At 62.4% G+C, this 24,721-nt stretch carries 14 protein-coding genes and 1 pseudogene; 5 read left to right on the forward strand and 10 right to left on the reverse strand.

The window, feature by feature from the left end; genetic code table 11:
* Positions 1-183: 183 nt before the first annotated feature.
* The 7 genes and pseudogenes from MKK88_RS14535 to MKK88_RS14565 all read right to left on the reverse strand — a co-directional run bounded on the left by MKK88_RS14535 (position 184) and on the right by MKK88_RS14565 (position 9,260).
* Positions 184-1,542 carry a GGDEF domain-containing protein gene (locus tag MKK88_RS14535; protein WP_244000827.1) on the reverse strand — a complete coding sequence of 453 codons (1,359 nt, stop codon included), beginning with the start codon at positions 1,540-1,542 and terminating at the stop codon, positions 184-186.
* Between the two features lie 154 nt (positions 1,543-1,696).
* Entirely contained in the window at positions 1,697-3,484 is a 1,788-nt protein-coding gene (locus tag MKK88_RS14540) for a putative bifunctional diguanylate cyclase/phosphodiesterase (protein WP_244000829.1), read from the reverse strand.
* A 605-nt stretch (positions 3,485-4,089) separates the two neighbouring features.
* Complete coding sequence (locus tag MKK88_RS14545; protein ID WP_244000831.1) at positions 4,090-5,784, reverse strand: methyl-accepting chemotaxis protein; 1,695 nt, start codon at positions 5,782-5,784, stop codon at positions 4,090-4,092.
* A 291-nt stretch (positions 5,785-6,075) separates the two neighbouring features.
* Positions 6,076-6,264: a hypothetical protein gene (locus MKK88_RS14550; RefSeq protein ID WP_244000833.1), complete on the reverse strand. Its 189-nt coding sequence runs from the start codon at positions 6,262-6,264 to the stop codon at positions 6,076-6,078.
* A gap of 54 nt (positions 6,265-6,318) precedes the next feature.
* Positions 6,319-7,127 (reverse strand): annotated as a pseudogene (locus MKK88_RS14555) (transposase); the annotation flags it as partial.
* Positions 7,128-7,352: 225 nt separating this feature from the next.
* Positions 7,353-8,033 (reverse strand): OmpW/AlkL family protein, encoded by a 681-nt coding sequence (locus MKK88_RS14560; protein ID WP_244000835.1) that lies wholly within the window; start codon positions 8,031-8,033, stop codon positions 7,353-7,355.
* Positions 8,034-8,192: 159 nt separating this feature from the next.
* Positions 8,193-9,260 carry a methyltransferase type 12 gene (locus tag MKK88_RS14565; protein WP_244000836.1) on the reverse strand — a complete coding sequence of 356 codons (1,068 nt, stop codon included), beginning with the start codon at positions 9,258-9,260 and terminating at the stop codon, positions 8,193-8,195.
* Positions 9,261-9,616: 356 nt separating this feature from the next.
* On the opposite strand from MKK88_RS14565, the gene MKK88_RS14570 reads away from it, so the two are divergent.
* From MKK88_RS14570 to MKK88_RS14590, 5 genes are all read left to right on the forward strand, one after another.
* Positions 9,617-11,623, forward strand: a complete 2,007-nt coding sequence (locus MKK88_RS14570) for a putative bifunctional diguanylate cyclase/phosphodiesterase (protein WP_244000838.1) — start codon at positions 9,617-9,619, stop codon at positions 11,621-11,623.
* Positions 11,624-14,027: 2,404 nt separating this feature from the next.
* Positions 14,028-15,518: a DUF4173 domain-containing protein gene (locus MKK88_RS14575; protein WP_244000840.1), complete on the forward strand. Its 1,491-nt coding sequence runs from the start codon at positions 14,028-14,030 to the stop codon at positions 15,516-15,518.
* A gap of 32 nt (positions 15,519-15,550) precedes the next feature.
* Positions 15,551-16,252, forward strand: a complete 702-nt coding sequence (locus MKK88_RS14580; protein WP_244000842.1) for a response regulator transcription factor — start codon at positions 15,551-15,553, stop codon at positions 16,250-16,252.
* Positions 16,249-17,835 (forward strand): ATP-binding protein, encoded by a 1,587-nt coding sequence (locus MKK88_RS14585; RefSeq protein WP_313902318.1) that lies wholly within the window; start codon positions 16,249-16,251, stop codon positions 17,833-17,835. Before MKK88_RS14580 ends, MKK88_RS14585 begins: the two co-directional genes overlap by 4 nt.
* Positions 17,836-17,968: 133 nt before the next feature.
* Complete coding sequence (locus tag MKK88_RS14590) at positions 17,969-18,910, forward strand: DMT family transporter (RefSeq protein WP_244000849.1); 942 nt, start codon at positions 17,969-17,971, stop codon at positions 18,908-18,910.
* 103 nt (positions 18,911-19,013) lie between these two features.
* On the opposite strand, the gene MKK88_RS34095 is transcribed toward MKK88_RS14590, so the two are convergent.
* From MKK88_RS34095 to MKK88_RS34100, 3 genes are read right to left on the reverse strand one after another with little or no spacing between them, the layout of a single operon-like run.
* Positions 19,014-19,616, reverse strand: a complete 603-nt coding sequence (locus tag MKK88_RS34095; protein WP_313902319.1) for a DUF2809 domain-containing protein — start codon at positions 19,614-19,616, stop codon at positions 19,014-19,016.
* 14 nt (positions 19,617-19,630) lie between these two features.
* Complete coding sequence (locus MKK88_RS14600) at positions 19,631-20,584, reverse strand: DUF2845 domain-containing protein (RefSeq protein ID WP_244000844.1); 954 nt, start codon at positions 20,582-20,584, stop codon at positions 19,631-19,633.
* A 7-nt stretch (positions 20,585-20,591) separates the two neighbouring features.
* The gene (locus MKK88_RS34100) at positions 20,592-24,518 is read right to left on the reverse strand and encodes a DUF3320 domain-containing protein (protein WP_244000845.1); all 3,927 of its coding nucleotides are present in this window, start codon (positions 24,516-24,518) and stop codon (positions 20,592-20,594) included.
* Positions 24,519-24,721 lie beyond the last annotated feature (203 nt).

Below are 24,721 nucleotides of genomic sequence, written 5' to 3' on the forward strand. Positions count from 1 at the left end.
CCTGCGAGATCAAGACATCGACCTGCCGCAGCTTAGCAACGATCTCTTCAGCCGTATGCTTCTTCCGTCCCATGACGACATCCTCCACATGGCTCAAAGCCATACCTCAGGGAGGACCACTTTTCAGGGGGCAGGCCAACCCGCTGTTACGGCAGCGAACAAACTCGCGCTTCCTCATCCCGACTACCTGAGATCGCGTGTCGTCAGATGACGCGGTAACCGTTGTGCCGGATTGAGCGACGAGACGGAGGTGTAGGTCCGACAGGTTCCCCGTCCTTCAAGCTTCGCGCGGTAGAGGGCGACGTCAGCGCACGCGAGGAGGGTGTCGGCATCGCGTCCATGTAGCGGTGCAATCGCTAGACCGATGCTGAGGCTGACCTGTATTGATTGACCAGCCAAGTGCACGGGCGCGGCCATTGTTGCCAAGAGGCGCTCGGCGACACCAGCGGCGGCCTGTTCGTCATGGGCCCGGTCGAGCAGGATCGCAAATTCATCGCCGCCCAACCGTGCGATCACATCCCAGCTGCGCAGGACTTCACGCATCCGATGTGCGACCTCGCGCAGCAATGCGTCGCCTGCCGCGTGGCCGAGCGTATCGTTGACGAGCTTGAACCGGTCCAGATCGAGATATAGCAGCGCGAAAGCGCGGCCGTCCCGCTCCAGTTTGATCAGCCTGCGTTCCAGGCGCTCGTGGAAAAGGATACGATTGGCGAGCCCTGTGAGCGCGTCGTGGCTCGCCATATGCGCCACTTTCAACTCGGTGGCCTTGCGCACACCAATATCCATGTGGATACCGACATAGCGCAGAGGCAGTCCGTCGGTGTCTCGGGCGACGACGCAGCCGCGCGTCAGGAACCATCCCCAGCTACCGTCCTTGCGTTGCAGGCGGTGCTCGCATTCGAATAGGGGCTCAACACCTTCGTAATGCGCGTGGAGACGCTGCATGACGTCTGCTTCCTCGGAAGGATGAAGGAGCGCGCGCCACGTGCTTGCGTGAGCTTCGATCTCTCCCGGAGCATAGCCGAGCATGGCCCAATAGCGATCTGACACCCATGCGCGTCCAGAGATCAGATCGCAGTCGACGAACCCATCACTGGCAGCGTTCAATGCGTGGGCCAATCGCTCTTCGCTTCTCTGGACGTCCTGGCGGGCGCTAACGATCTGCTCGATGTCCAGGGCTGTTCCCAGCCATTCGACGACCGTCCCCTCTCGTCGGATGGGCACGATGACGATCTTGTGCCACCGGTGGCCGCCATCCGGACTGCGCAGGCGCGCTTCGACCTCGAACCTATCGCCTGCCGCGACGGCGGTAGCCCAATCGTCGGCGACCCGTTGGCGGTCGTCGGGATGATGCGCGGCGATGTGATCCGCGCAGGTATCACCCTGGGTGCCAAAAATGGCCTCGAAGCGCGCGTTCGCGTAGATGGTCACGCCGTCGTACGCGCGGGATACCCAGACCATCTGCGGCAGCGCATCGGTCAGCGTGCGCAACCACCGGTCACTAGCGGCCTGGGTGTCGTGCTGGAACTCAGATCTCGACACGGGTAGCTCCCTATCGGCCGAGGCGGTTGACCACGGGGCTATCAGGCGTTTTGTAAACGAATTCTCCGCACCCGCTATCGTGTGAGGGTGCTCGCATCCGGGTTGCAATTGTAGATTTTTCGCCAGTCTGTTCGCCCTAAACATGCTCACGACGTCAGGCGGCGATCGTATCATTCGCCGCGTCGGCCCCGTCGAACCACCGCTCGAAGGTATCGCGCGCCATCGGGCGTCCGAGCAGGTAGCCTTGCCCTTCATCACACCCGATCTCGAGCAGCAAGTTGGCAATCGCTTGCGTTTCGATGCCTTCCGCCACAACCTGAAAGCCAAGATCGTGCGACAGTTTAGTCATCGTCTCGACGAGGCTGCGTTGCTTGGCACCCTCGGTGCAGTCGGCGATGAATGCCCGATCGATCTTGACCGTATCAATCGGCAAGAGTTGGAGGTATGACAGGGAGCTATAGCCAGTCCCGAAGTCGTCGATGGCGAGACGGATCCCTGTCCCAGAGAGCTTGCGGAGCTGCTCCAAAGCGCGTCCGGCATCCTCCATGATCGCGCTTTCCGTGATCTCGAGTTCAAGCCTGTCTGCGGGAACGTCGTGGCGTTCGAGCACGGCGATGACGCGTTCGGCGAAATCCGGCTCATTGAGATTACCGGCCGAAACGTTCACCGCCATGACCAGATCGCGATCTGACGCCCGCCAGGCCGCGAGCTGTTCCATGGCTGCATTCAGGACCCACATGGTTGTCGACTTAGCCAATGTCGTCCGCTCGATCAGCGGGATGAATTCGCCCGGTGAGATCGCTCCAAGAGTCGGGTGGGTCCATCGCAGCAGCGCCTCTGCACCGACACAGACATCGGTTGCCAGAGCGATGCGCGGCTGGAACACGAGGTTGAGCTGATCGGGTTCGTCGAGGGCCTGTCCGAATGCGTTGATCAGGTCGAACCGTCGCCGATGGAGGGTGTCCTGCTCGGACGAGTACAAGCTGACCTTACCCTCCGTGTCGCGTGCGTCTTGCGCCGCGCAATGCGCGAAGCGCAAGACATCGACGGGATCGGTAACCCCGATCTCGAGCCGCGCGACACCGAGCGCGACCGTCGTGACGAAGCGCGAGCTGGCATTCTGACGGATCGCACCGAGCATCATCGATAGGAGTTGCAGGTACTCCGCCTCGACCACGCCGGACGGCGCGAGAAATGCGATCTGGCTTGGGCCGAGCATGTAGGCCAGCCGCGATGGACCGAGCACGGACCGAAGGATGTCGGCGGCCTCCTTGATGAGGTCGTCGAGGAAGTTCGCACCTATGACACGGGTAGCGTGGTTGATTTCATTCGGCGATGCCAGATCCACGAGTACGACGAGCCGCCGACCTCCCTTCGCTTCGGTGCGCACGAGGTCGTTGAGGTCATCAAGGCATTGCGTCCGGTTGGGCAGACCGCTCATGGGATCGATGCGCCCGTAGGCATGCTGTAATTCGACCTGGGCCATCACCATGGCGGCCATGTCGCGAAGCATGGCGGTTTCCGCGTCCGAGAATGTCCGTGGCGTCGACCCAACCACACAGAGCGCACCGATGGCGAGCCCATCGCGCGTCAACAACGGGGCTCCAGCGTAGAACCGCGCACCGCTGCCAGCTAGCGCCGTATCGCGATACTCTGGATCCAACGCGAGATCGGGTATTACCAGAACGCTGCCGTTCGTGGCGACTTCGGAACACGGCGCACCCTCACGGGGCATCGATTCGACATCGATGCCGACGCGGGATTTGAACCATTGGCGATCGAGATCCGTCAGCGATACGGCCGCGGTTGCGAGGCCGAAGGCGTGGCTCGCCATTCGTGTGATGCGATCGAAACTTTCGCTCGGTGGCGTATCGAGTAATCGGAGCTCGCGGAGAGCCGCCAAGCGTTCCACCTCCCGATATTTAGCATCCTCAACGGACATGGGGCATCCTGATCAGGAGGTAGACGAGCGCTCCAACAGCCCGTTGTTGCAATGAACTATGCCACAGACCTTGAGTATGACTTCAATAACCCAGGCTAGATTCAAAGGGAAAAGCCCGGGATGGTTTACGATATTCCACTGTGCAAATCGTTGTACTCATTTGGCCCGAAATCAGGACGAAACCCTATCGGGATCCGAAAACACCAGCCCTTCTTGTATGCCCAGGAGAGACAGTCAGCGAATCGATCGGGTGGCCTGTTCGCGCATCGATCGTAACAAAGCCGTCGCACGGATCACCTCACCGGGGTCAGGGAATGAGTTCCACCCCAATCATACCGTAGGTCCGAGCAGCTCGTGCCATCCGGTTGAGCCCGTCGAGCTGGGCGAGTGTCTCTACCTCGCCCGTCGCGTCACCGAGTCCAACCAACGACTTGCGCAGGGCCGCGATCGCCGTCTCCAAAGATCGCCCGAGAGCTCGGATCTGTGCCCCCCGTGGCCCCAGATCGACGCCGTCGGCAAACGCACCGGCCAAGGCGTCGGTTAGGTCCGCGAGCCCCTTGAGGGGAACTGCTCTCTCCTGTGCAAGACCCTCTCGCATCACGCCCTCACGCCGCTCGAACGGTATCGATGAAGCGACGAACCTCGACGGCGAGGTGCTCAGACTGACGCGACAACTCGGACGCCGCGCCCAGAACCTGGCCTGCCGCGCCGCCAGCTTCCCCGGCGGCTGCGGCGACCCCTGCGATATTGCTCGAGACATCGTCGGTGCCGGTCGCCGCCTGGGCCACGTTGCGGACGATCTCCTGGGTCGCCGCGCCTTGCTGCTCGACGGCCGCCGCGATCGAGGTCGCCACGTCGCTGATCTCGCGGATCCGCTCCGTGATCCCGCCGATCGACGCGACGGCTTGGTTGGTCGACGCCTGTACGCGGGCGATCTGACCGGAAATTTCGCTCGTCGCCCGGGAGGTCTGCTCGGCGAGGGCTTTGACCTCGGTGGCCACCACCGCGAACCCGCGACCTGCTGAGCCGGCGCGCGCCGCCTCAATTGTCGCGTTGAGCGCAAGCAGATTGGTCTGCCCAGCGATGTTCGAGATCAACCCGACCACGTCGCCGATCCGGGAGACGGCCGCGCTGAGTTCGTGGACGAGGGTCCCGGTCTGGTCAGCTTCGACAACCGCGGTCCGGGCCAATTCCGCGGAGCCGGCGACTTGACGGCTTATCTCCTGGACGGAGAGGCCGAGTTCCTCCGCAGCCGCGGCTACCGTGGTGACGTTGACGCCAGCTTCCTGCGCGGCGGCGGCGACCGAGTTGGATCGCTCAGCCGTGTGAGTGGCGGTGGTATCCATTACACGAGCCGTATTCTGCATCTCCTCAGCAGCGGCCGCGACATGCCCGACGATGGCGTTCACCGTGCTCTCGAATGTGCGCGTCGTAGCGTCGATCCGCTCGGCCTGCTCGATCTTCTGCGCCTGCTCACCCTGCCGCTCCGCCGTGGCCGCCTGGGCTGCGCGAGCGTTGTCCTTAAAGACCTGGACGGCTTGCGTGATGTCGCGCACCTCGTCTCGCTGCCGGGTCGCGGGTACGACGATGTCGAGGTCGCCTTGGGCAAGTTTGAGCATGACGGCAGTGAGCGGGCGGAGCGGCCGGATCGCCCGGTAGGCCCAGAGCGCGAAACCGATGCCGACCGTCGCGGCCAGCGCGAAGAGCCCGAGCATGAGGAGGGTGAAGTCGTGGGAGACGGATCGCACCTCCGCGCCGATGCGCTGATTACGGGCTTCCTGAAGATCGATGAATTGGTTGATCTGCACGAGCCATTCGACGAAGGCTGGCCGAGCTTCCTGCATCAAGACCGAACGGGCTTTGTCCCGGTTGCCTTCCTGCTGCAGCTCCATGACCTCTTTCATGAGCGGCAAAGTTTTCATCTCGATCTGTTTGATGTTACTTAGGATCGACCGCTCTTCAGCAGACGTGTTCGCGTGGTTGGCAAGCATCTTATCCATGCCGACCGCAGAGGCTGCATACGCATCCGTCAGCCGCAGGATGTCGGCGCGGATGGCTTCGCGTGAACGCTGATCAGGCACCAGGGTAAAATCGCGAAGACTGATCGCACGATCGTGGACACTACCGCGGAAGTTGATCGCGTATCGCTGCTTGACAGAATTTAAGTCATTGATCGTCGTCAGGCTATCATCAATCGATCGAACTTCGGCAATGCTGAAGATCGTGAGCGCGGCCATGGTGGAGAGGATGGCCGCATAGCCAACGACAACCTTAGAACTAAGACGTGCAGCGACAGGCATGACGTGGAGTCCGACTACTTGATCTGTGGCGGCGACGCTACGCGTCAAACCTTCATGCAAGATGAAGGTTTTTCATTTCGAAAGATGACAGCTGAGGGTGGAGAGGCAAGCAAGGCCACAAAATCTCACCCTATAGGCGAATGATTGATCTGGCATTATCCCCACGGTAGTACAGTTTAATGCTTGGCCCGCCTGGCTGGATGGAGGGCGCGGATCGAGATGCTCGGCGTTTTGGTGACACACGACCGTCATGTAGGGAGCGTCGCTCGCCGAAGGGGTTCGGGAAGCGTCCTAGCCGGCGGTGGGCATAGTGATGATGAAGGCGGCGATGTCCGCTGGGGACAGGGGGCAGCTGTACAAAAAGCCTTGCACGTCCGTGCAACCTTCGCGACGCACGAGATCGAGCTGCTCGGCCGTCTCGCCGCCTTCGGCGACAATCCCCATCCCCAGGCGGTCGCTGAGGCCGACCACGGCCCGCACGATCGCCGCCGTATCCGATCAGCATTATTGCGGATGAATGACCGATCAATCTTGATCGTATTGAAGGCACACCGGCACTACGCGCAGCAGCGTCAAGCAGGCGACAACATCCACGACCTGCTCGCCTTAGATGACCTGGTCGACCTCGATCGCCGGAGCCTCCCGCGTGAACGCATCGACGACCATCAGGGCCTGCAGCCGACGGCCGTCGAACAGCGCGTTAGAGACGAAGTCTATCGACCGGCGTTCGTTCGGTCGGAGTGCAGCAGGCTGACGCTCACAGTGTGCCGCGCTGACGTGCCGGTGCGGTCGCTTGAGGCGTAGGCTAAGCCCCTCATTCCTGTAGGGGCAGTAAACCTTCTTGCGATTCACCCGCCAACCTTCCCGACGCAGCAGGATGTAGATCCGGTAGTACCCGTAGCGCACCCGGCTCTTGGCCAGATCGCAGATGCGCATCCGCAGCGGTGCCTGATCGGGCTTGATCGAGCGGTAGCGGACGCCCGACCGGCCGACGCCGAGCGCGGCGCAGCTGCGCCCTTCGCTCACCCCGTGCGCCTCCTAAACCTGATGTACGAGTTCGCATCGCCGAGCAGGCGTCAAAGCTTTTTTGCGAGCATGTCCTGCGGGATATGCCTGTTGAGACTCAGATCGGCCACGAGCTGCTTGAGCTTGCAATTCTCGTCTACGAGTTGCTTCCGCAGCCGCAACTCGCCTGTGCCCAAGCCGCCGTAGAGCTTCTTCCAGCGGTAGAATGTCGGCTCGGAGATGCCCCTCCCGCGCAGCACCTCCACAACCGGTGTCCCGGTCTCGGCCTGCTTCAGTGCGAAGGCGATCTGCTTTTCTGAAAATCTGCTCATTTTCACGGCTCTGCTCCTCCCCTCAAGAGTCTCACGAAACCGGAAAACTCACGCTCACGCCGGACCAAAGCGATGGGGGGACGTCAGTAAAAGCTTTTACACAAAACACGGCGGCACAAGTTATTTGAGGATTCACAAAAGCGGTGCGACAAGTCCCGCACTGCTTCGTGGCAGTTGAAGTTAGAGCCCACCGCCTCGCTACTGCTACGACGGCAGCTAGTTGAACAGTTTCTAGAAGCGATATGTAAGGCCTGAGTGAAGCACGACCGGATCCAGGCTGACGCTCGAACGGACCGGCAGACCGAGCAGATAACCTTTGGTATTAGTGGTCAGGAAACCCTTCTTGACGTCGAAAAAGACGCCCCAGTGCGAGTCTAGCATGAGATCGAAGCCCGCCTGGATCACGGGGCCGACTGCATCGTCGGTTCGATAGCGGCGCAAGAGACGGTCTTCGTCGCCGAACACGATCAGGGCGGCGAGCCCTACGCCGACGTAGGGCTGGAATGCGCCGAAGCCCAAGAAATGGTAGTGTACCGTCGCCGCGATCGGACCACCCTGGGTTTTCCCCACAGGGCCCAGACCGGCCAAGGTGCCGGCGGCTTCGACTTTAGAGATCGGTGGGACGCCACCGCTGATCGATACGGCGATCGCGGGAGCTAAGAAATATCCCGCTTCGACCGCGAAGGTTACGCGATCGTCGATCTTTACTGCACCTCCCGCGACAGGTGTACCGGCCAAACTGATGCGTGCTTTGGGATCGTTGAAGATCCCGGCAACCCCGACATGGACATAGAAGGATGGCAGCCCACTTATCGGCACGACTTCCGGCGGCGGCGAGGCGAGATCCGCCGCCGCCGCAGCCGTAGCGACTGCTGTGAACACCAAGCTAGCTGCGAGCGCCCCGATTTGCATCACACCCCCTCACGGATGTGCGACACTTGCCATGCTTGTTCTTTCGAGGCGTTTAATTCCGTCCCTCGCTTACAGGGGGCTACGCGTACTGCATCTGTTTCCCCTGCATAGACGACGAGGATCGAGATCGACGCAGTCGCACTGCTCGGCGCGAAAGGCCTAGACTCGTTCAACTTCAAGGTAGCCGATGACGCCAGTGCTGTCCTCTGAGTACGTCGTCCGGCGGATATTGGCAGATGGGATCTCCTCGGCGAATTTTTCGATCTCGTCACGGGTCCGATACAGGAGGTACCAATCCATGTACACTTCCATGTATGCTTCCTCGGGAACGCCCCAGAGGAAATTAGGTATCAAGAGCCGTCCGCCGGGGTCGAGGTGGTCAAACAGGACACGTGTCAGGCGTGCAGCGACCCGTGCATCGAGGTAGTCGTACAGGCCCGCGGCATAAACCAGATCGAACCGACCCAGATCGGTCTTGCCGGCAAGGATGGCTCGAACCGTGTTCGGGCTGGTCTCGATCACTCCAGAGATCGATGTGCGATAGCCATCGACGGCGGCGAGGCTTGTCGCATCTTGATCGACCGCGAGCAGTCGCCCGATCCGCCCCTCTTTCAAGGCAACGCTGAGTTCTGCCTCGCGCAGATGGCCACTGGCTACGGCAAGGATCCGCGGTCGATCTCGGCGTGACGCGGCGTCATCGATCTTCCCAGCAAGGATCGACCGCCGGAGCCGCACGGCTTCGCAGGCCGTGACGTCGACCGTCGAGGTCATCACCGTGCGTCCGGCGTCCGACGCGGCCTCTTGTGCGGGCCGCGCGGCCGGATGGCGATAGACGAAGTCCAGAAGCCCGGCGTCGCCGGGATATCCGCGTGGCCGGATGAAAGAATGGTGGGTGAACGGACATTCGTGAATGAGACCGGCGAGGGCATGGGCACGAGCCGCCGGCAGTACCGCGTCTTGCCACGTCTTATCGCTAAATGTTTCCTTGAGCAGTCCAAGCAGGTCAATGACCGCCTGTGTCAGCTGGCTGTAGTCATCTGGAGCCGCTAGACCGACAAGCTCCGTCAGCGCCGCGCGGACATCACCGTCAACGACCGGATAAAGAGTTTCTGGCAGTTCGACCGGGGTCCGGGTACCTCCCCCTTGTGCGGGCTCCCGGCCCAGAAGCGAGGCAAAACCTCGCAAGCCCTCGCGCTCACGCGAGAGCAGAAGTCCCTTGCTAGCCATCTGGAACCACCCCGATCCGACGCCAAGACCGCTCAGCGACGAATTAAGCTTAACGAATGGTTAAGCTTTGTCTATGGGCAGGACGCACAGGACTCGGAAAAATCGATTGTCCCAGCGCCGCGAATCGATGCGTTTCGCTGCCACGCCCTGCTCCAGCAATTTGTTGGCCGGGTGGGACCGCCCAGTGGCGGACGCTGCTGAGCGCCAAGCCGACACGATGGTTAACCACGTTCGTGGAATTTGAGTCATCAGGGCTGGCTGCGCCCGCCTTACGCGGTGACGCCGCCAAACCGCGAAGTCATTAAGAATTTCGGGACGCAGCCCTGGTAGAGCCTTTGCGGAAGGCCGGGGCCGCCATGAGCATCGCAACGCTCGATCAACTCGACGATGAATTGGGGAAGCGCTGGTTTCAGCGCCGCTCGCCTCAGTTGCATCAATCATTTCGCATTGCGCATGAGCAAGCAACGCGCATCGTCATGGGCCAAGCCTGTCAATGGGTCGGGCTGCTTTACATTGCGTTCGGCGCGATCGACGCAGTCCTCATCCGTGACATGCTCCCCTATACGCTAATGCTTCGCCTCATCATCGGCAGCCTCTACGTAGCCGCGATCGTGATGCAGGTTCGCAACAAGGTTGATACGCGAATACTGGAATACGAGTCCGCGCTGGGCATCTACGTTGGCTTTGCCGCTTGGCTGTTTTTAGCCGCACAAAGTTCTGACACGACGGCAATGTTGTACTATGCTGGGTACGGCCTTATCTTTATGTTTGTCGCTAATTTATTCTTTGATTTGAGCTTTAAACTAGCGTTGATTTCGTCTGGTTTGATTGCTTTTACCTTCTTGGCGTGGGCGCTTGAATATGCTAATGACCGGACATACATATCTAGCTTCGTATCGCTGTACGCTTTTAGCTTGCTGTTGACCCTATTCCTCAATTTCAAATACAATCGCGAGAGATTTCGCGTCTACTTAAATTCCTGTCGAGCAGAAATTGGGCATCAGGAGGCGATTAGGCGTGGAGAAGAACTCTATCGCCTGTCGACAACGGATGCGTTGACGGGCCTAGCCAATCGACGAGCGATCGACGGCGTCCTGCAAAATCTTTGGGTCAAGAGCGTCGAACTTGGCGAACCGTTCGGCGTAATCTTGATCGACGTCGACTTTTTCAAGCTCTATAATGATCATTACGGACATCAACAAGGTGATCGCTGCCTCGCCATGCTGAGCAAGGCGATGCGCGAGGTCGCTGAGCGTCGGCGATGTGCGCTCGGCCGCTTTGGCGGAGAAGAATTTGTTGCGCTGCTGTCGGTCAGCTCAGCCACGCAGGTTCACGCCGTGGCGGAAGAAATACGTCAGGTGGTCGAGACACTTTGCATTCCTCACTCGGCAAGGCGCGACCAGAGATCATCAGTTACGGTCAGCATTGGCGCAGCGTATTCAACGGATATTGCGGGCGAGAAGCCCGAGCGCACGGTGACTGCGGCGGACTTAGCGCTCTACGCCGCAAAGGACGAAGGTCGCGACTGCGTTCGGATCTTCGATGCACGAATGCTCGACGACGGCGCTAATAACGAACTCAACGCCGAAATCCTGCGATCGGCTCTAGGAGATGGGCGCATCTCTGCCGTCTTTCAGCCCATCGTTGACGTATCGCTTGGCCACATCTGGGCTGCCGAAGCGCTGATGCGGCTTCGGGATGCTGAAGGGCGCTCAATTTCGCCAGAAGCGTTCATTCCTGTCGCTGAACGTACTGGGGCGATCCTCGAGATGGGGGAATGGATTCTACGAGAAGCCTGTCGTTTCCTCGCCGCCGAACCGAACCTGCCGGTAGTCAGCGTGAATATCTCCGCGCGTCAGATCGCTAATCCTAGATTCGTGAGCACTGTCCGAGAGATCGTTCAAGCAGCAGGCATCGAACCATCCCGTTTAGCCCTTGAGATTACCGAGAGCGGGCAGATCAGCGGCAACCCTGAAGTTGCTAAGCTGATGGAACAACTTTCCGCCGCGGGCATCCGGGTATGGCTGGACGACTTTGGGACTGGGTTTGCAGGATTGACATGCCTAAGCGAACTCCGCTTCGATATGGTAAAAATTGATCGCTTCTTTGTACAAAGCTGTGATACACCCCGTGGCGCAAAGCTCCTAAAGAATATTGTCGATCTCGTCAGCAATTGCGCGCAAAAAGCTATCGTTGAGGGTGTCGAAGAGGCTCGACAAATCGAGCTTGTTTCCTCGTTTGGCGTCGATCTTTTTCAAGGCTATCATCTTGGGCGGCCCATGCCGAGCCATGAGCTCAGCCATCTACTTTTAGGTAACACAGTCTCCCGGGCATCGACAATGAAATCGGCCCTAGCACAATAAGTTGATTGCCTATCGAGGGCGCTCGCTGCAAAATATCCTTCGTGTTTCATTCTTAAACGGCGCTGCTTCGTCGCAGCGACTTTATATTATCTCCAAATTCTCTCAAATTAGCCCGATTTTGCTAGCTCCATTGAAGAAAGTACAATCGACATTGCTTTGCTATAGTTCGATTCACAGCATGATCACGGACGGCGCGCCGAGGCAGCGAATCCGTCGACTAGCTCGGCACCGCGATTTGACATCTGTGCAATCAGCACAATGCTGCAGAGGGAGCCGAAAAAGCGGTGACGCGCAAAATCAAATCTTCACCTCTATAGATACCGCTCATGAACCTTCATAATCAGGAGTATATTAGGAGGAACGCACCTAAGCTTGGCTCTGCGACGGAGCCTGCGAGTGACTCAATGCGCGCCCTATCAATTGCCAGCCCGATCCTGTTCCCCAAGATACCAGTGACTGGCGAGCGGGAAGGACCAGCCCAAAGGTTGATCGAGAGCTGGGTTACGTATAGCGCCCCCCCGACGCTTTAACCACAACTGCGATACCGCGTCCCGTCGAATAGCGACGGACACTTACGTCCATTTCCCCACTCGTTCGATAGCCAGTGCGCGCTGGCTGTTATGCAGTATCCCCCGGATCCAGTTGGCAACGAGGCTTTTACAGACGCGGAGGCTCTCGTGCGTTCGCCTACCGATGGCTCGGACTTGAGTCAGACCCTACCGACGCAAACGGTCGCATGCTGATCAAGACGGTATTCACTCGTACAGCAGCGTCGTTCGTTCCAGACCCTTTCGCTTCAGTTGCTATTAATACGGCTTGACAAGGCAGAAACCGCTCTCATTGTCGCTGTACTTAGGGAGGTGGCTATGCTGAAAGGGGATGAAGAAATTCACATCGCGCTGTATCAGCGCCCCGCAATAATGTCACTGCTACCGCTCGCAATTTTTATCACGGTTACTGCATCGATGGTGGCGGCATATGAGTGGTCGCTCAAGAACCTCGACGTTTTCGCCGTCATTCTCCTTCCGGTCTCGGCGGTTTGGTACAATTATGCGCGCCCGCGGTATCATGCAGGAGCAAAGCCGCGGACGCGCACTATCGTCGCACTTGTGTCGATCGTCGCGATAGGCCCCCTCGCTGCCAGTCACATTCAGCGAGACCGCGATGCATCCGAGGACTACAGAGTTGAGCAGGAGACAGCCTGTCAGGCACGAGTTAGCAATTCGAGGACCGACACTGTTCTCCCGGAATATACATTCGATACATGTGCAAGTCTGCTGACACATGAGCAGGCGATTGCGATGTGTCGATCACGGGTCTTCAAGCGCGGTCCCTTGCCGAATGGCTGGCGCGGATGCTCCGAGTACGAGGCCGAGATTCTGGCGCTTCCGCGGTAGCAGCAACCGCTTTTTTGTTGATGCCTTACTGCCCTGGAAATTGGAGCTTCCATGCTTGGACGGACACGTCGTCTCGCATCTAAGTCGAGCGATGTTTAGCGTGTCGTTCTAACTTCGATCGTGTTCCGTGCCGCATTCGCGGCACGTCCATTATTTTGTAATGAAACCGGGTAAACTTGTAGGGTCTTTGAGGCCGTCACTCGACGAGCATATCCCAGTCGTATTTGCTTTGCTCACCCCGACGTAGGCACCCCTGTGTAATCGCATTGGTACCGGGGGAAGCCGCGCAACATCGAACACCCGGCGTCAAGCACGATTTATAGTCACTTCGATTTTTGCCATCGTTGAAACTGATACGTCGCCGACTTTGATCGTTCGGTCGCGATGGTCAAGTGGATCGTGCGCACGTTGTCCCAGGACTGACGAGTGGAATGGTTGAAGCGCTCGCTACGTCGCATAGCCAAGGACGAGTTCGCCGCCTGCTTCGCCGCGCCAATGCTGAACCTAATGGCGACGGCGGAGCCCGTCGTTGACGTCTGGGGGTACGTCGAAGCGATCGCACTGCCACTGGGCTAAGCCACGAACATCGTGATACCCAACGCAGGCCTGGAAAAGCTCGGAATTATTTCGAAGTCCGGCGCTCTTCGTTTCGGCCGAAGTACCCTTGCAACACCGTCGACGAATACGCAACCCACACCTTCCGGCCTGTCGATACCGGTCGCTGTATGCAAGCTGCGTCGCTGGATACCTCAAGCAACGGCCTTGGGGTATCCAGCCGTCGAACGAATTTCCGCACCATCGCATGCGGCTGCAAGGAATTTGCACAAAGTTCCTGAGACCCTGCACTGGCCGTCCCTCGAGAATGCGCAGGTGAGCCCCATTCTGCGATCGTGAGTTACGACCGACATCTCCAGACCAAGACTGCGTTTGGGCACGGTGACGGCCGTTTCTACCGCCCGGCGTATCTGCACCGCACGGGCTCCCGACCGCAGAGGCCCGACATGTCAATGCCTACCTTGAACGCGCCTGCGCCAGCAATCTCGCACCCCGGCCCCAAGCTCGTGCTGGCAGCAGGCATCGCTTTGATCGGCGACCACCTGTTTTACGGGCATGCCCTGGGCATCTCGCTCGCGGTGTTCCTCACCCTGATTGCGGCTGCCGCCGTCGTGGCAGCGAGTGCGCAGCTGCGCTGGCGAACCGGTGTTATCGCGCTTTTTCCGCTGCTCGCCGGCCTCGCCTCGATCGTTGAGACGGTCAGCCCCCTGTCAGTCACTTCCGGTGCGGCGGGCCTCGCCCTATCGGTCGCGATCTTGACCGGGGGCCTAGACCAAGGTGTGGGTGCGACGATTCGGGCTGCCTTCGGCATCCTTTTGACCGGCCCTTTCGACCTCCCCCCGGATTTTTATGACGTCGCGCGCCGGGCGGTCGGACGGTGGCACACGCCGCGAGCAGCGTTTCTTATGGGCTGGCTCATACCGGTCGCGCTGTGCGCCGCCTTCGCTGGGTTGTTCTCCGCGGCCAACCCTCTCATCGCCGGGTGGCTCTCAGACATCCCGTGGTCGGCGCTGATCCCGAGCCCGGATCTGCCGCGCATCCTCCTGTTGCTCTCCCTCCTGGCAGTCGCATGGGCCTTCGTCGCTCCACGCATGCCCGGACGATGGGATGTCGTAGGCACGGCTTTCGCGCGGGCTACCCCAACGGACATCGTACCCCCACTCTCGGGTCTGCTGACCCTGACAGTGATCCTACGCTGCCTCATTCTGTTCAATCTGCTCTTCGCCGTGCAGTCGGCCACCGACGCAACCTATCTCTGGGCCGGGCTTGCGTTGCCGCCCGGCGTGACCCATGCCGCCTATGCGCATCGTGGGGCTTACCCGCTGATTGCGACCGCGCTGCTTGCCGCGGGCTTCGTTCTCGTCGCGCTGCGTCCCGGCGGCGCTGGCGAGCGCTCACCGGCAATCCGCATCCTCGTGTGTCTATGGATCGGCCAAAACGTCCTGCTGGTGGCCTCGGCGATGCTACGGCTCGACCTCTATGTCGAGGCTTACGGCCTGTCGCTCCTACGCCTTGCGGCCCTAATTTGGATGGCGCTCGTGGGCGTTGGGCTCGCCTTAATCCTCGCCCGCATCACCCTGCGACGCGGCAACGGTTGGCTCATCCGGACCAACGCCCTGGTGCTGGCTGCGACGTTGTACGCCTGCGCGTTCGCCGATTTCTCCAGCACGGTGGCAGAATTCAATGCCGCGCACCGGCTCGACGCCGAGCAGGCGTTCGATCTGCCGTACGCGATGAGCCTCGGATCTGCGGCGATCCCTGCCGTCGACCGAGTGCTGATCGACTACGACGGTCCGCTCAAGGAGCGAGCTCGCCTGTGGCGGTGGAGACTCGCGACGGACCTGCGGCAACGGATGGGGGATTGGCGCGCCTGGACGTTCCGCGACCAGCGCCTTCTGGACTATCTTGCCGTCCACCCCGACGCGCCGTCCCCAGCGCGGTGAGCCCTCCGACCGATCAGCACAGCACACCAGCCATGGACCGTAGCATCCTCGTGGTCGACGATGACCCGCACATCCGCGAGGTGATCTGCTTCGCGTTGAGCAAGGCGGGGCACGTGACCCGGACCGCCGACGGCGGCGAGGCGGCGCTGGCCGAGTTCGACCGGGAGCCGCCGCGCCTCATCGTCCTCGATGTCGGGTTGCCCGGCATCGACGGATTGGAGGTTTGCCGCCGGGTACGACGGTACTCCGACGTGCCGATCCTGTTCCTGTCTGCCCGGGACGAGGAGATCGACCGGGTGCTCGGGCTGGAGATTGGCGGCGACGACTACGTCACTAAACCGTTCAGCCCGCGCGAGCTCGTCGCCCGGGTCGGCATCATCCTGCGGCGATTCGAGGGGCAGCGCTCGGTGGGGGAGGGCGATGGGATCTTGCGCCGTGGCGGCCTCGTCCTGGATCCGCCGCGGCACGCTGCGGCCTACAGCGGCGTCGCCGTGGCACTGACGGCCGTCGAGTTCGCCATGCTTCGTGCGCTGGCCGTACATCCCGGCCATGTCCTCAACCGAGACCAGTTGATGGATGCCGCCTACGATGGGCGCGTGCACGTATCCGACCGCACGATCGACAGCCATGTTCGAAACGTTCGTGCGAAGCTGTCTGGGGTCGGCTGTACCGACGTGATTGAGACCGTGCACGGCGTCGGCTTCCGGCTCGGGCCGTGCGGTTCGCTGGCGTGAGCGCCGAGACCATCGTCACGCGAGCGCCGGGCGAGAAATGGCGGCCGACGCTCGGTCTCGTCGTCCTGGCGATGCTGCTGACCGTAGCCGCCTTGCCCCTGATCGGCCTGTCGTTCGTCCGTCTCTACGAGAATCAACTCGTGCGGCAAGCGGAGGGCGATCTAATCGGCCAGACCACGGTGCTGGCGTCCGTGATCGCGCGTGAAATCGCCGAGGATCCCGCGCGCGACGCGTTGCTCGGCCCAGCCGTACCGATGCCGGATCCGGCTGCGATCGAGCCGGCCTTGGATCTGACCACCGACCCAATCCTCGGTCGCCGCCCGGGCGCTGCTGACGCCCTGAGCCTCTCATCTGCTGCCTCGGCGCTGGCCGCGCGCCTCGCGCCGCTCCTGCCGCCGATCCGCACCGTCACGCTCGCCGGTTTCCGGATCCTCGACCGGGACGGCATCGTCCTCGCCGGCGGCGACGAAGTCGGCCGCTCACTGGCGGACGTCGCGGAGGTCGCAACGGCGCTGCAGGGTCGGTTTCGGGCCGTAATGCGGGTGCGCATCTCAAAACACCCGCCGCCGCCCCTGTACGCGCTCAGCCGCGGCACCGGCGTGCGCGTGTTCGTGGCGATGCCGGTGCTGGTCGATGGCCGCATCGGCGGGGTCGTGTACGCCTCGCGCACGCCCGACAACGTCGTACGGCTGCTGTACGCCGAGCGCGGCAAAGTCGGCCTCGCTCTGCTATTGGTGCTGGCCGTGACGGGGGCTGTCGCGTTCGTCTTCACGCGGGCGATCGGTCGTCCGATCGCGGCCCTGATGGCGCGTGCGGCGGCGATCGGGCAGGGCGCGCCGGTCGCAGCGAACCCCGACTCACGGTTCGGCACGCGCGAGATCGCGGCGCTCGCCCATAGCTTCGAAGTGATGGCGCTGCGCCTGCGCGAGCGCTCCGACTACGTCGCAACGTTCGCCAATCACGTCTCGCACGAGCTCAAGACACCACTGACCGCGATCCAAGGGGCGGCCGAGCTGCTTCAGGATGATGAGGCTGGGCCGGGATCGACGATGAGTACGGCCGAGCGGCAGCGCTTCCTCGCCAACATCGTCACCGACACCGTTCGCCTGAACGCCTTGCTGCAGCGGCTACGCGAACTCGCCCGCGCCGAGATCGCCTCGACCACCGCGTGCACAACCTTGCGGGAGGTCGCAGCGGATCTGATCGCCCGCTTCACCGAGGTCGAGATCCGCGCCGAGGGTGCACTCGACCGGCCGCTGCCGCTGTCGCCGGAGGACGCTGGCATCGTGTTCGGGAACTTGGCTGACAACGCGGCTCGGCACGGGGCATCAACGGTGCGTCTGGAGGCGACCATCGTACAAGAGGCGCTGCATGTGCGCATCGCCGACGACGGACCTGGGATCTCTACCTCCGACCGAGACCGGGTGTTCGAGCCGTTCTACACGACGCGGCGCGAGGAGGGCGGTACCGGCATGGGGCTGAGCATCGTGCGCGCGCTCCTGCAAGCATGTGGCGGATCAATCCAGCTCGATGCGGTGGAACGCGGGACGGCGTTCGAAATCAGGTTCGCGCCGAAACGGTGATGATGCCGAGAACACCGCATTCCATGGGGCTCATGGCCAAAGGCATCGGATCGTGTCCGCTGACGCAGCGTCGTGCGAGGCGGACGATTGTCTTCGAACGGCTGGCAGCCACCTTTTCGTGCTACGGGCGAGAATGCCCAACGCTCAATCCCCACCGCATAACACCATCATCGGCAGCAGTTCCGCTACAAAGGCCTATGCGCTCCTGACTTTCACGGCCTTGGTCTGGGCCGGCAATGCGGTGGCGAGCAAATGGGCAGTCGGTCAAGTCTCGCCCCTTGCGCTCACCAGCTTGCGATGGCTGGTTGCGTGCATCGCGCTCGTACCGTTCGCGGGCCGACAGGTCGCCCGCGAGTGGCGGCTGGCCCTGCCGAGCTGGCGTCGCATCCTGCTCATGGGCTGCTGCGGCTACACGGCCTTCAACGCCCTTTTCTACGCTGCCGGAGCGTACACCAGCGCAGCCAATATCGCGTTGATCCAGGGGGCGATCCCCGTCGTCGTTCTGATCTGTAGCTTCCTCGTCTACCGCACGCCGGTGAGCCTGATGCAAGCTCTTGGGGTGCTGGTCACGCTTATGGGCGTCGTGATCGCAGCCACCCACGGTGACGTGGCCGTGCTGCGCACGATGGCCTTCAACACCGGCGACGTCTTCATGCTCGTCGCATGCGTGTTCTACGCCGGCTACACCGTGGCGCTGCGAGAGCGACCGGCCGTATCGGGGATCACCTTCTTCACGGCGATGGCGTTGGTCGCGTTTCTGACATCGCTGCCTCTCGTCGCGCTGGAATGGGCGAATGGACGATTGCTCTGGCCGAGTCCGACTGGATGGGCCATCGTCGCCTTCGTCGGGCTGGGTCCATCGCTAGTCTCCCAGCTCTGGTACATGCGCGGGGTCGAGTTGATCGGTCCGAACCGCGCCGGGGTGTTCGTGAACCTGCTGCCGGTGTTCGGCGCGCTTCTCGCCGTCGTCTTGGTCGGGGAGCCGTTCCGCCCATACAACGCGATCGCCCTGGCGCTTGTCCTGGGCGGCATCTTCATCGCCGAACGGTTGGGGAGACTGAAGAAAACGACCTGAGCGGGCGTACGCACGGATCCCTGTTGTCGGTGTAGCCGGATAGAAGGAGAGCGAAGCCGATATTATCCTGGGAAGATTCCGATCGCGTCCGCCCCACCCTGGTTTAGCCCGGTCTCACTTGCCGTCCGACCAGCCCTTCGCAGAGGGCGACCATACCGATCCCAATCGCATACGCGACGAGGTTCCATGGCGAAAAGATCCGTCCGAGAAGTAGAGCTCCCGGTAGCGTCAGCCGAAACGCATCAAGCCAAGATTCATGGTAAAGGCGTAGCAGTTCGATACCGAGCGCGATTAGAATTGCTGCGCCTGCCGTTTGTGCGATTGACCGGTGGGTGAGAAGCGCCGCGCAGAGACAGTAGACCATCGCCGCCCAGAGCATCGAGCCACCGTATTTCAGCGCGAACCCATTCAGCCCAAAAGGCACCAAGCGCCAGGCGAGGCCGATGGCCATCACCACGATCGCAATGCTGATCCACGCCGCGCGCGACCGAACATGCCGCGTCGCCACTTCGAATTCGCGCGGCGTGTTTGGACTTACCGTGAGTCGTTCCATGTCAATCGGCAAGCTCTCAAGGCTACAGATCCCGGACAACATGGTCGCCCCCTGGTAAGATTGGCAGGCGGCGCTGTCATCGTCTTCCAAATTGACTGCGTTCTGTGCTGGCAATGAGTTCGGCGCTTCGTCATGATGAAACACAATTGCCACAAATTCGACCGCGCCTACCGCCGCTTATACCCCACGACAATCCCATTCTCGATAGTCACTCTATTATTGAATCGATTGCGTCCGGTCTGCTCATACTTCCACACTTCTGTCGTCCGACTCTTGTAGACCTCGCGATCGCGATCAACGGGCGAACCCCAGGAGTCCACGAGCATCTCTTCAGTCATACCCTGCCACATCTTGGCTGCCATAATTTGTTCGACGACGGATTGGTCCCCGTATTTCGCCATCAGGCGATCGAAGCGGCGCTTCCTCGCACGACGCTTGGCTGTTTCACGCAGGCCGAACACAACGAGGAAAAGTACGGCGATCCCAGCGAAAGCGGATCCCCCCTCTCCGGATTGACGCGGCGCTGGCGATTGCCCGGTCGGCTGAACTGTCGGCGGACTAGCCGCCGGCGCAGGGGCCACAGCCGCCTGGCGGGTGTGCTGCCACATCGCGTCGACCTCGCGCTTCTCGCGATTTTCCGCCTCATGCTTAGTCTGATCGGCATTCTGATCCGTTGGGTTTGGCTCCGGCTGGACGACTTGAAAGCCCGAGATCGGTCGCTGAACCTCCACGAAGCGATCTGGCTGGAGTTGGGAAGCTCGCTTGGCGAGTTCGGGGCCGATACGTTTCTGAATGGCCCGAACAAGATCCTGTAGGTACGGTCCCTGAAAGAAGGCCTCACCGTAGCCAGGGTAATAGACCTGATCGTGCGCTGCGATCATCGCGTCGACCTCATCGGCGCACCGCCGCATGGGCGGCCCAAGGGCGGCGCGAAACGGACCGGACTTTGTCGCGCCCTCTATACCGGGTTCGTTCAGAGCTTCGCGTGCGATGCAGTCCGTCGCTGCGCGAACCGAGGGCAGGACGACGCGCCTTCGGCGCGGATCATCCTGAACGCCCTGAGCCAATGCAGTCTCGAAACTGCCCAGCAGCACGAAGAGCGAGAGTATCCCGACGCGCATCGCCGTCTCACGAAACGGGTGCCTGACGCGCCATCCCACTGGCGCGTTCGAACCGCGCGCGTGCGGACGCTTCGATACGGGACAACCCGAGCCTTTGGCCCATCATCCTGGCGCGCTCAGCCTCCGACGCGTTGGACTGGAGGGTTCCCGCAAGCCCAACGAGCTCCGCCATCGGCGTTTCGGCATGCCCCCGTATGCTCGGATCACATGACCGATGTGGGTAGCTCGTCCGCGGCTCCACGCCAGGCGGCCACAAGACCGCGCGACCGTCATCGTCCGTCCGTGCGATGGCGACATCGATCTGCTCGACGATAGCACCTCGAACGAGGGGACCAACCCGCTGCAAGCCGTGCGCGCGGGCGATACGGCGAACGAGAAGCTCCTCGTAGATCGGTGCCTCAACGGCGAGCACGTGGGCGACCATCGCGCTCAACGCCGGACGATAGGAGGCGTCGTAGAATCGCCCAGGCTCGATCGGCAGGCCCAGCTCTCCCAGATCAGCAATCCGGTAGTCTCGCTGTTCCCGAGACGGCACGATGGGCGCAGCCGTGATCGCGGTCGGCCCAATCCGATCCGCGTAGATGCGGACTGGCAGGGGTTCGGCAGCGGGTTGCGAATCGTTCGCTGGCTCCGGCGGTGCTTCCTCGGCGGTGGGGACAGGCGAAAGCTCGTCCTGGGGCTTTGCGCGGTCCTGCTCGACCGCAATGGGTTCGACCACGTCGTCGGCTGGGACCGCCGCAGCCGCAGCTTGCGCCCGGTCAGCCTCAAGATCCTTGCGCAGACGTTCGTCGAGCTTGGCTAGCGCGCCCTCGGCGTCCATCCACCACTCGGTGCTCCACACCCGGCGGATGCGCCAACCGAGGTCGGTCAGCACGTGCTCTCGCAGGCGGTCGCGATCCCGCGCCGTCGCCGAGCTGTGGTAGGTCGCGCCGTCGCATTCGACACCGGCGAGATAACGCCCAGGTGCATCGGGATGGACGACACCGAGGTCGACGCGGAACCCCGACACTCCGATCTGCGTGTGCACGGTCCAGCCCTTCGCTTCGAGGGCCGCCATCACCGCGGCCTCGAACGGAGATTCCACGTCGGCACCCGTGGGCGCGAACGCCTCCGCCAGCGCCCGCGCCCCGCGGTCGGCAAATTCGAGGAAGTGCTTGAAGTCACGTACACCGCGCGCGCGGGTACGACCGAGATCGATTTGTTCGGGACGAAGCGAGGCGAACACGACGAGTTCGCGCCGGGCACGGGTGATCGCGACATTCAAGCGGCGATGACCGCCGTCCTTGTTAAGCGACGACACGGTGCTGACCGGTCGGCCGGTCTGATCGGGCCCGACGGCGACCGAGAAGAGGATCGCGTCGCGCTCATCGCCCTGGACGTTCTCCAGGTTCTTTACGAATACCGGCTCGTGCCAGCGATCCTTGTCGAAGAACGGCTCTAGTTCCGGGTACGACCGCCGCTGCTCGTCGAGCAGGTTCTCGATCAGGCGCTGTTGCTCGCCGTTGAAGGTGACGATGCCGAGCGAGCGGCGCTCGTCGACAAAGCTTGGATCGCGCAGGCGGCGCACGATCTCCGCGACGACGGCCCGGGCCTCCGGGCGGTTCACCCGGCCCGCGCCGCGCTCGTAGACGCCGTCCGGCACCAGGGTGAGCCGAACCGCGCGATCGTCGGTGACGGGGGAGGGGAACGTGACGAGCCGTCCGCCGTAGTAGCGCGCGTTCGAGAACGCGATCAGGCTCTCGTGGCGGCTGCGGTAGTGCCAGTCGAGGTTTCGCCGGGGGATGTTCGCCGCTAGGCACTCGTCGAGGATGGACTCCTGATCGGTGACATCGGCCCCGTCCTCGATATCATCGACGCCCCGGTCTCCGACGTTGGTCGGCGGCAACTGCTCAGGGTCGCCGACGATCACCACCTGCTTGCCGCGCGCGATCGCACCGACGGCGTCCCACGGTGAGATCTGCGAGGCCTCGTCGAAGATGACCACGTCGAACGGCGCGCTGTCCGGCGGTAGGTACTGCGCAATGGAGAGCGGGCTCATCATCACGCACGGGGTGAGCCGGGTCAGCGCCGTCGGCATCCGGCCGAACAGCTTGCGCAGCGGCATGTGTTGCGTCTTCTTAGTCAACTCATGCGAGAGTGTGCCCCATTCCGGATCCGAACCGAATGCCGTCGGGGCTGGGATGCCGCCGCCGAGGCGGGAGCGCACGACACGCTTCGAGAGCTCACTCACCCGCGCGTCGGCCGCCCGGAAGCGCGCGATCGCATCCTCGTGACGCTCGGGGAGGAAGCGGCACAGGACGGGATCCGCGCTGACGACGCGATCGATCCACCACCGCGCGTACGCGGTCTCGAACGCCCGCTCGGCGCGACCCGGGGCGACGCGGCCGTCCTCCAGGGCTTCAATCAGCGGTGTGAGACCGGTGGCCCGCGCGCTTTGAGCGACGGCCTGCCAAGCACACCAGGACTGCGCGCGTCCGAGCCCGGTTGACCAGCGACGGGCGAGGTTCAGGCTCGCCGATATCCAGTCCGGGCCGTCCACCAGCGGTTCCGCGATCTCGGCACGGCCGGCCAGTCGACACAGTGTCTTCGACGCCTCCGTCTCGCGCGCGCGATCCCGGGCGAAGGTCGCATAGGCCTGCACGATCCGACCACCCTCGGCGAGTGCGCGACCCTGACGCTCGACCACCTGTACGATGTGCGTGCGCAGCCCCTCCGGGCCCATCCCGCTCTGCGGCCCGAGGATGTCGAGCAACTGCTCGACGCGTGCCGCCCAAGCGAACGCCGGCTCGAAGGCGGAGGTTGGCGTCTCAGTATCCGCCCAAGGCGCACCGAGGCGACCGAGCAGCAGTTCTTCGACGCACTCCGCTTTGACGTGTTTGGCGACATCGATCAGCCCGGTGAGGTCCAGACCGAGATCGGTCGGCAAGGGCCCTTCGACATAGGGCTGAACCTGGGCGATCACGCGCTTGGTCTTGCCGCCGCGGACCAGGAAATTCGACGCTTGCGCGGCGATCCATTCGGCGAGGAGGCCAGGCAGGTCGAGATCAAGGATCCCGGGCCGATATCGCCCCCTCAGCCGTGCGAGCCGCTCAGCCTTGCCACCCTGGAAGCGCTCGCGCGCCTCGACGGCGCTGCGTAGATCACCGCTGCCGTCAGCGAGGAAGGCCGCCCCGCACCGCGCCTCGGGCCGGGTCAGGCAATTACCGAGGACGAAGAGACCGCGCGTTCCGACGGACGTGGCGAGAAGTCCGTCGAGACCGATGGCGTTTGCGAACGCGGTCCCGCTGGCCTGCAGGTCGGACAGCGCCGCCTCGAACACCTTGATCGCGTCGGCGATCTCGGCACGCCAGAGTGGCGACCACTGGGTCGCCTCGACACCCTGCAGGGGATGATCGACCAGGGTGCCGACCGCGGCCAGAACCGGCCGAAGCTCGCGACAGGCCGCGCGCAAGGCTGCGAGCGTATCGACGTCGTGCGCGCGATGGTCGGGCCAAGCGAGGGGGATCGGAACCTCGCCGCCACCGGTTGCGATGACCCGACCGAAGGCTTCGTAGGCCGAGAGCCCGTTCTCGCGGCGGCGGTGAAGCGCGCCGACGAGGCTGTTGAGCTCTTCGCGCAGGCTCGCGAGTTCGCGAGTCGCTGCGTCCCAGTCGCCCTGCGAGGGGCTTGCGCGTTCGTGCCAGGCGCGACGCAGCTGCGCGAGGATGCTCGATTTCTGCGCCTTGGTGGAATGGACCTCCAGGCAGTAGTCGCCGAGGCCGATCTCGTTCAAGCGACGCTGAACGACCTCCAGAGCGGCCGTCTTCTGCGAGACGAACAGCACGGTCCGTCCCTGCGCGAGGCACTGGGCGATCATGTTGCCGATCGTCTGGCTCTTGCCCGTACCGGGCGGCCCGAACAGGACGAAGTCCCTGCCGCCGGCCGCCGCGATCACGGCCGAGAGCTGCGAAGAGTCCGCGGACAGGGGCGCGAACACCGTCTCGGGCGGATGCTCCTGGTCGAGACGCTGCGGTTCCGGGAACGGCGCACCGTCGCCGTAGGAATGCTTTGGGGTGTCGATGAGGTGGCGCACCACCGGGTTGCGCTTCAGGAGGTCGGCGCGGTCGACGAGATCGCGCCACATCAGGTACTTGGTGA

The organism is Methylobacterium sp. E-005, from assembly GCF_022829725.1.
GTDB lineage: Bacteria > Pseudomonadota > Alphaproteobacteria > Rhizobiales > Beijerinckiaceae > Methylobacterium.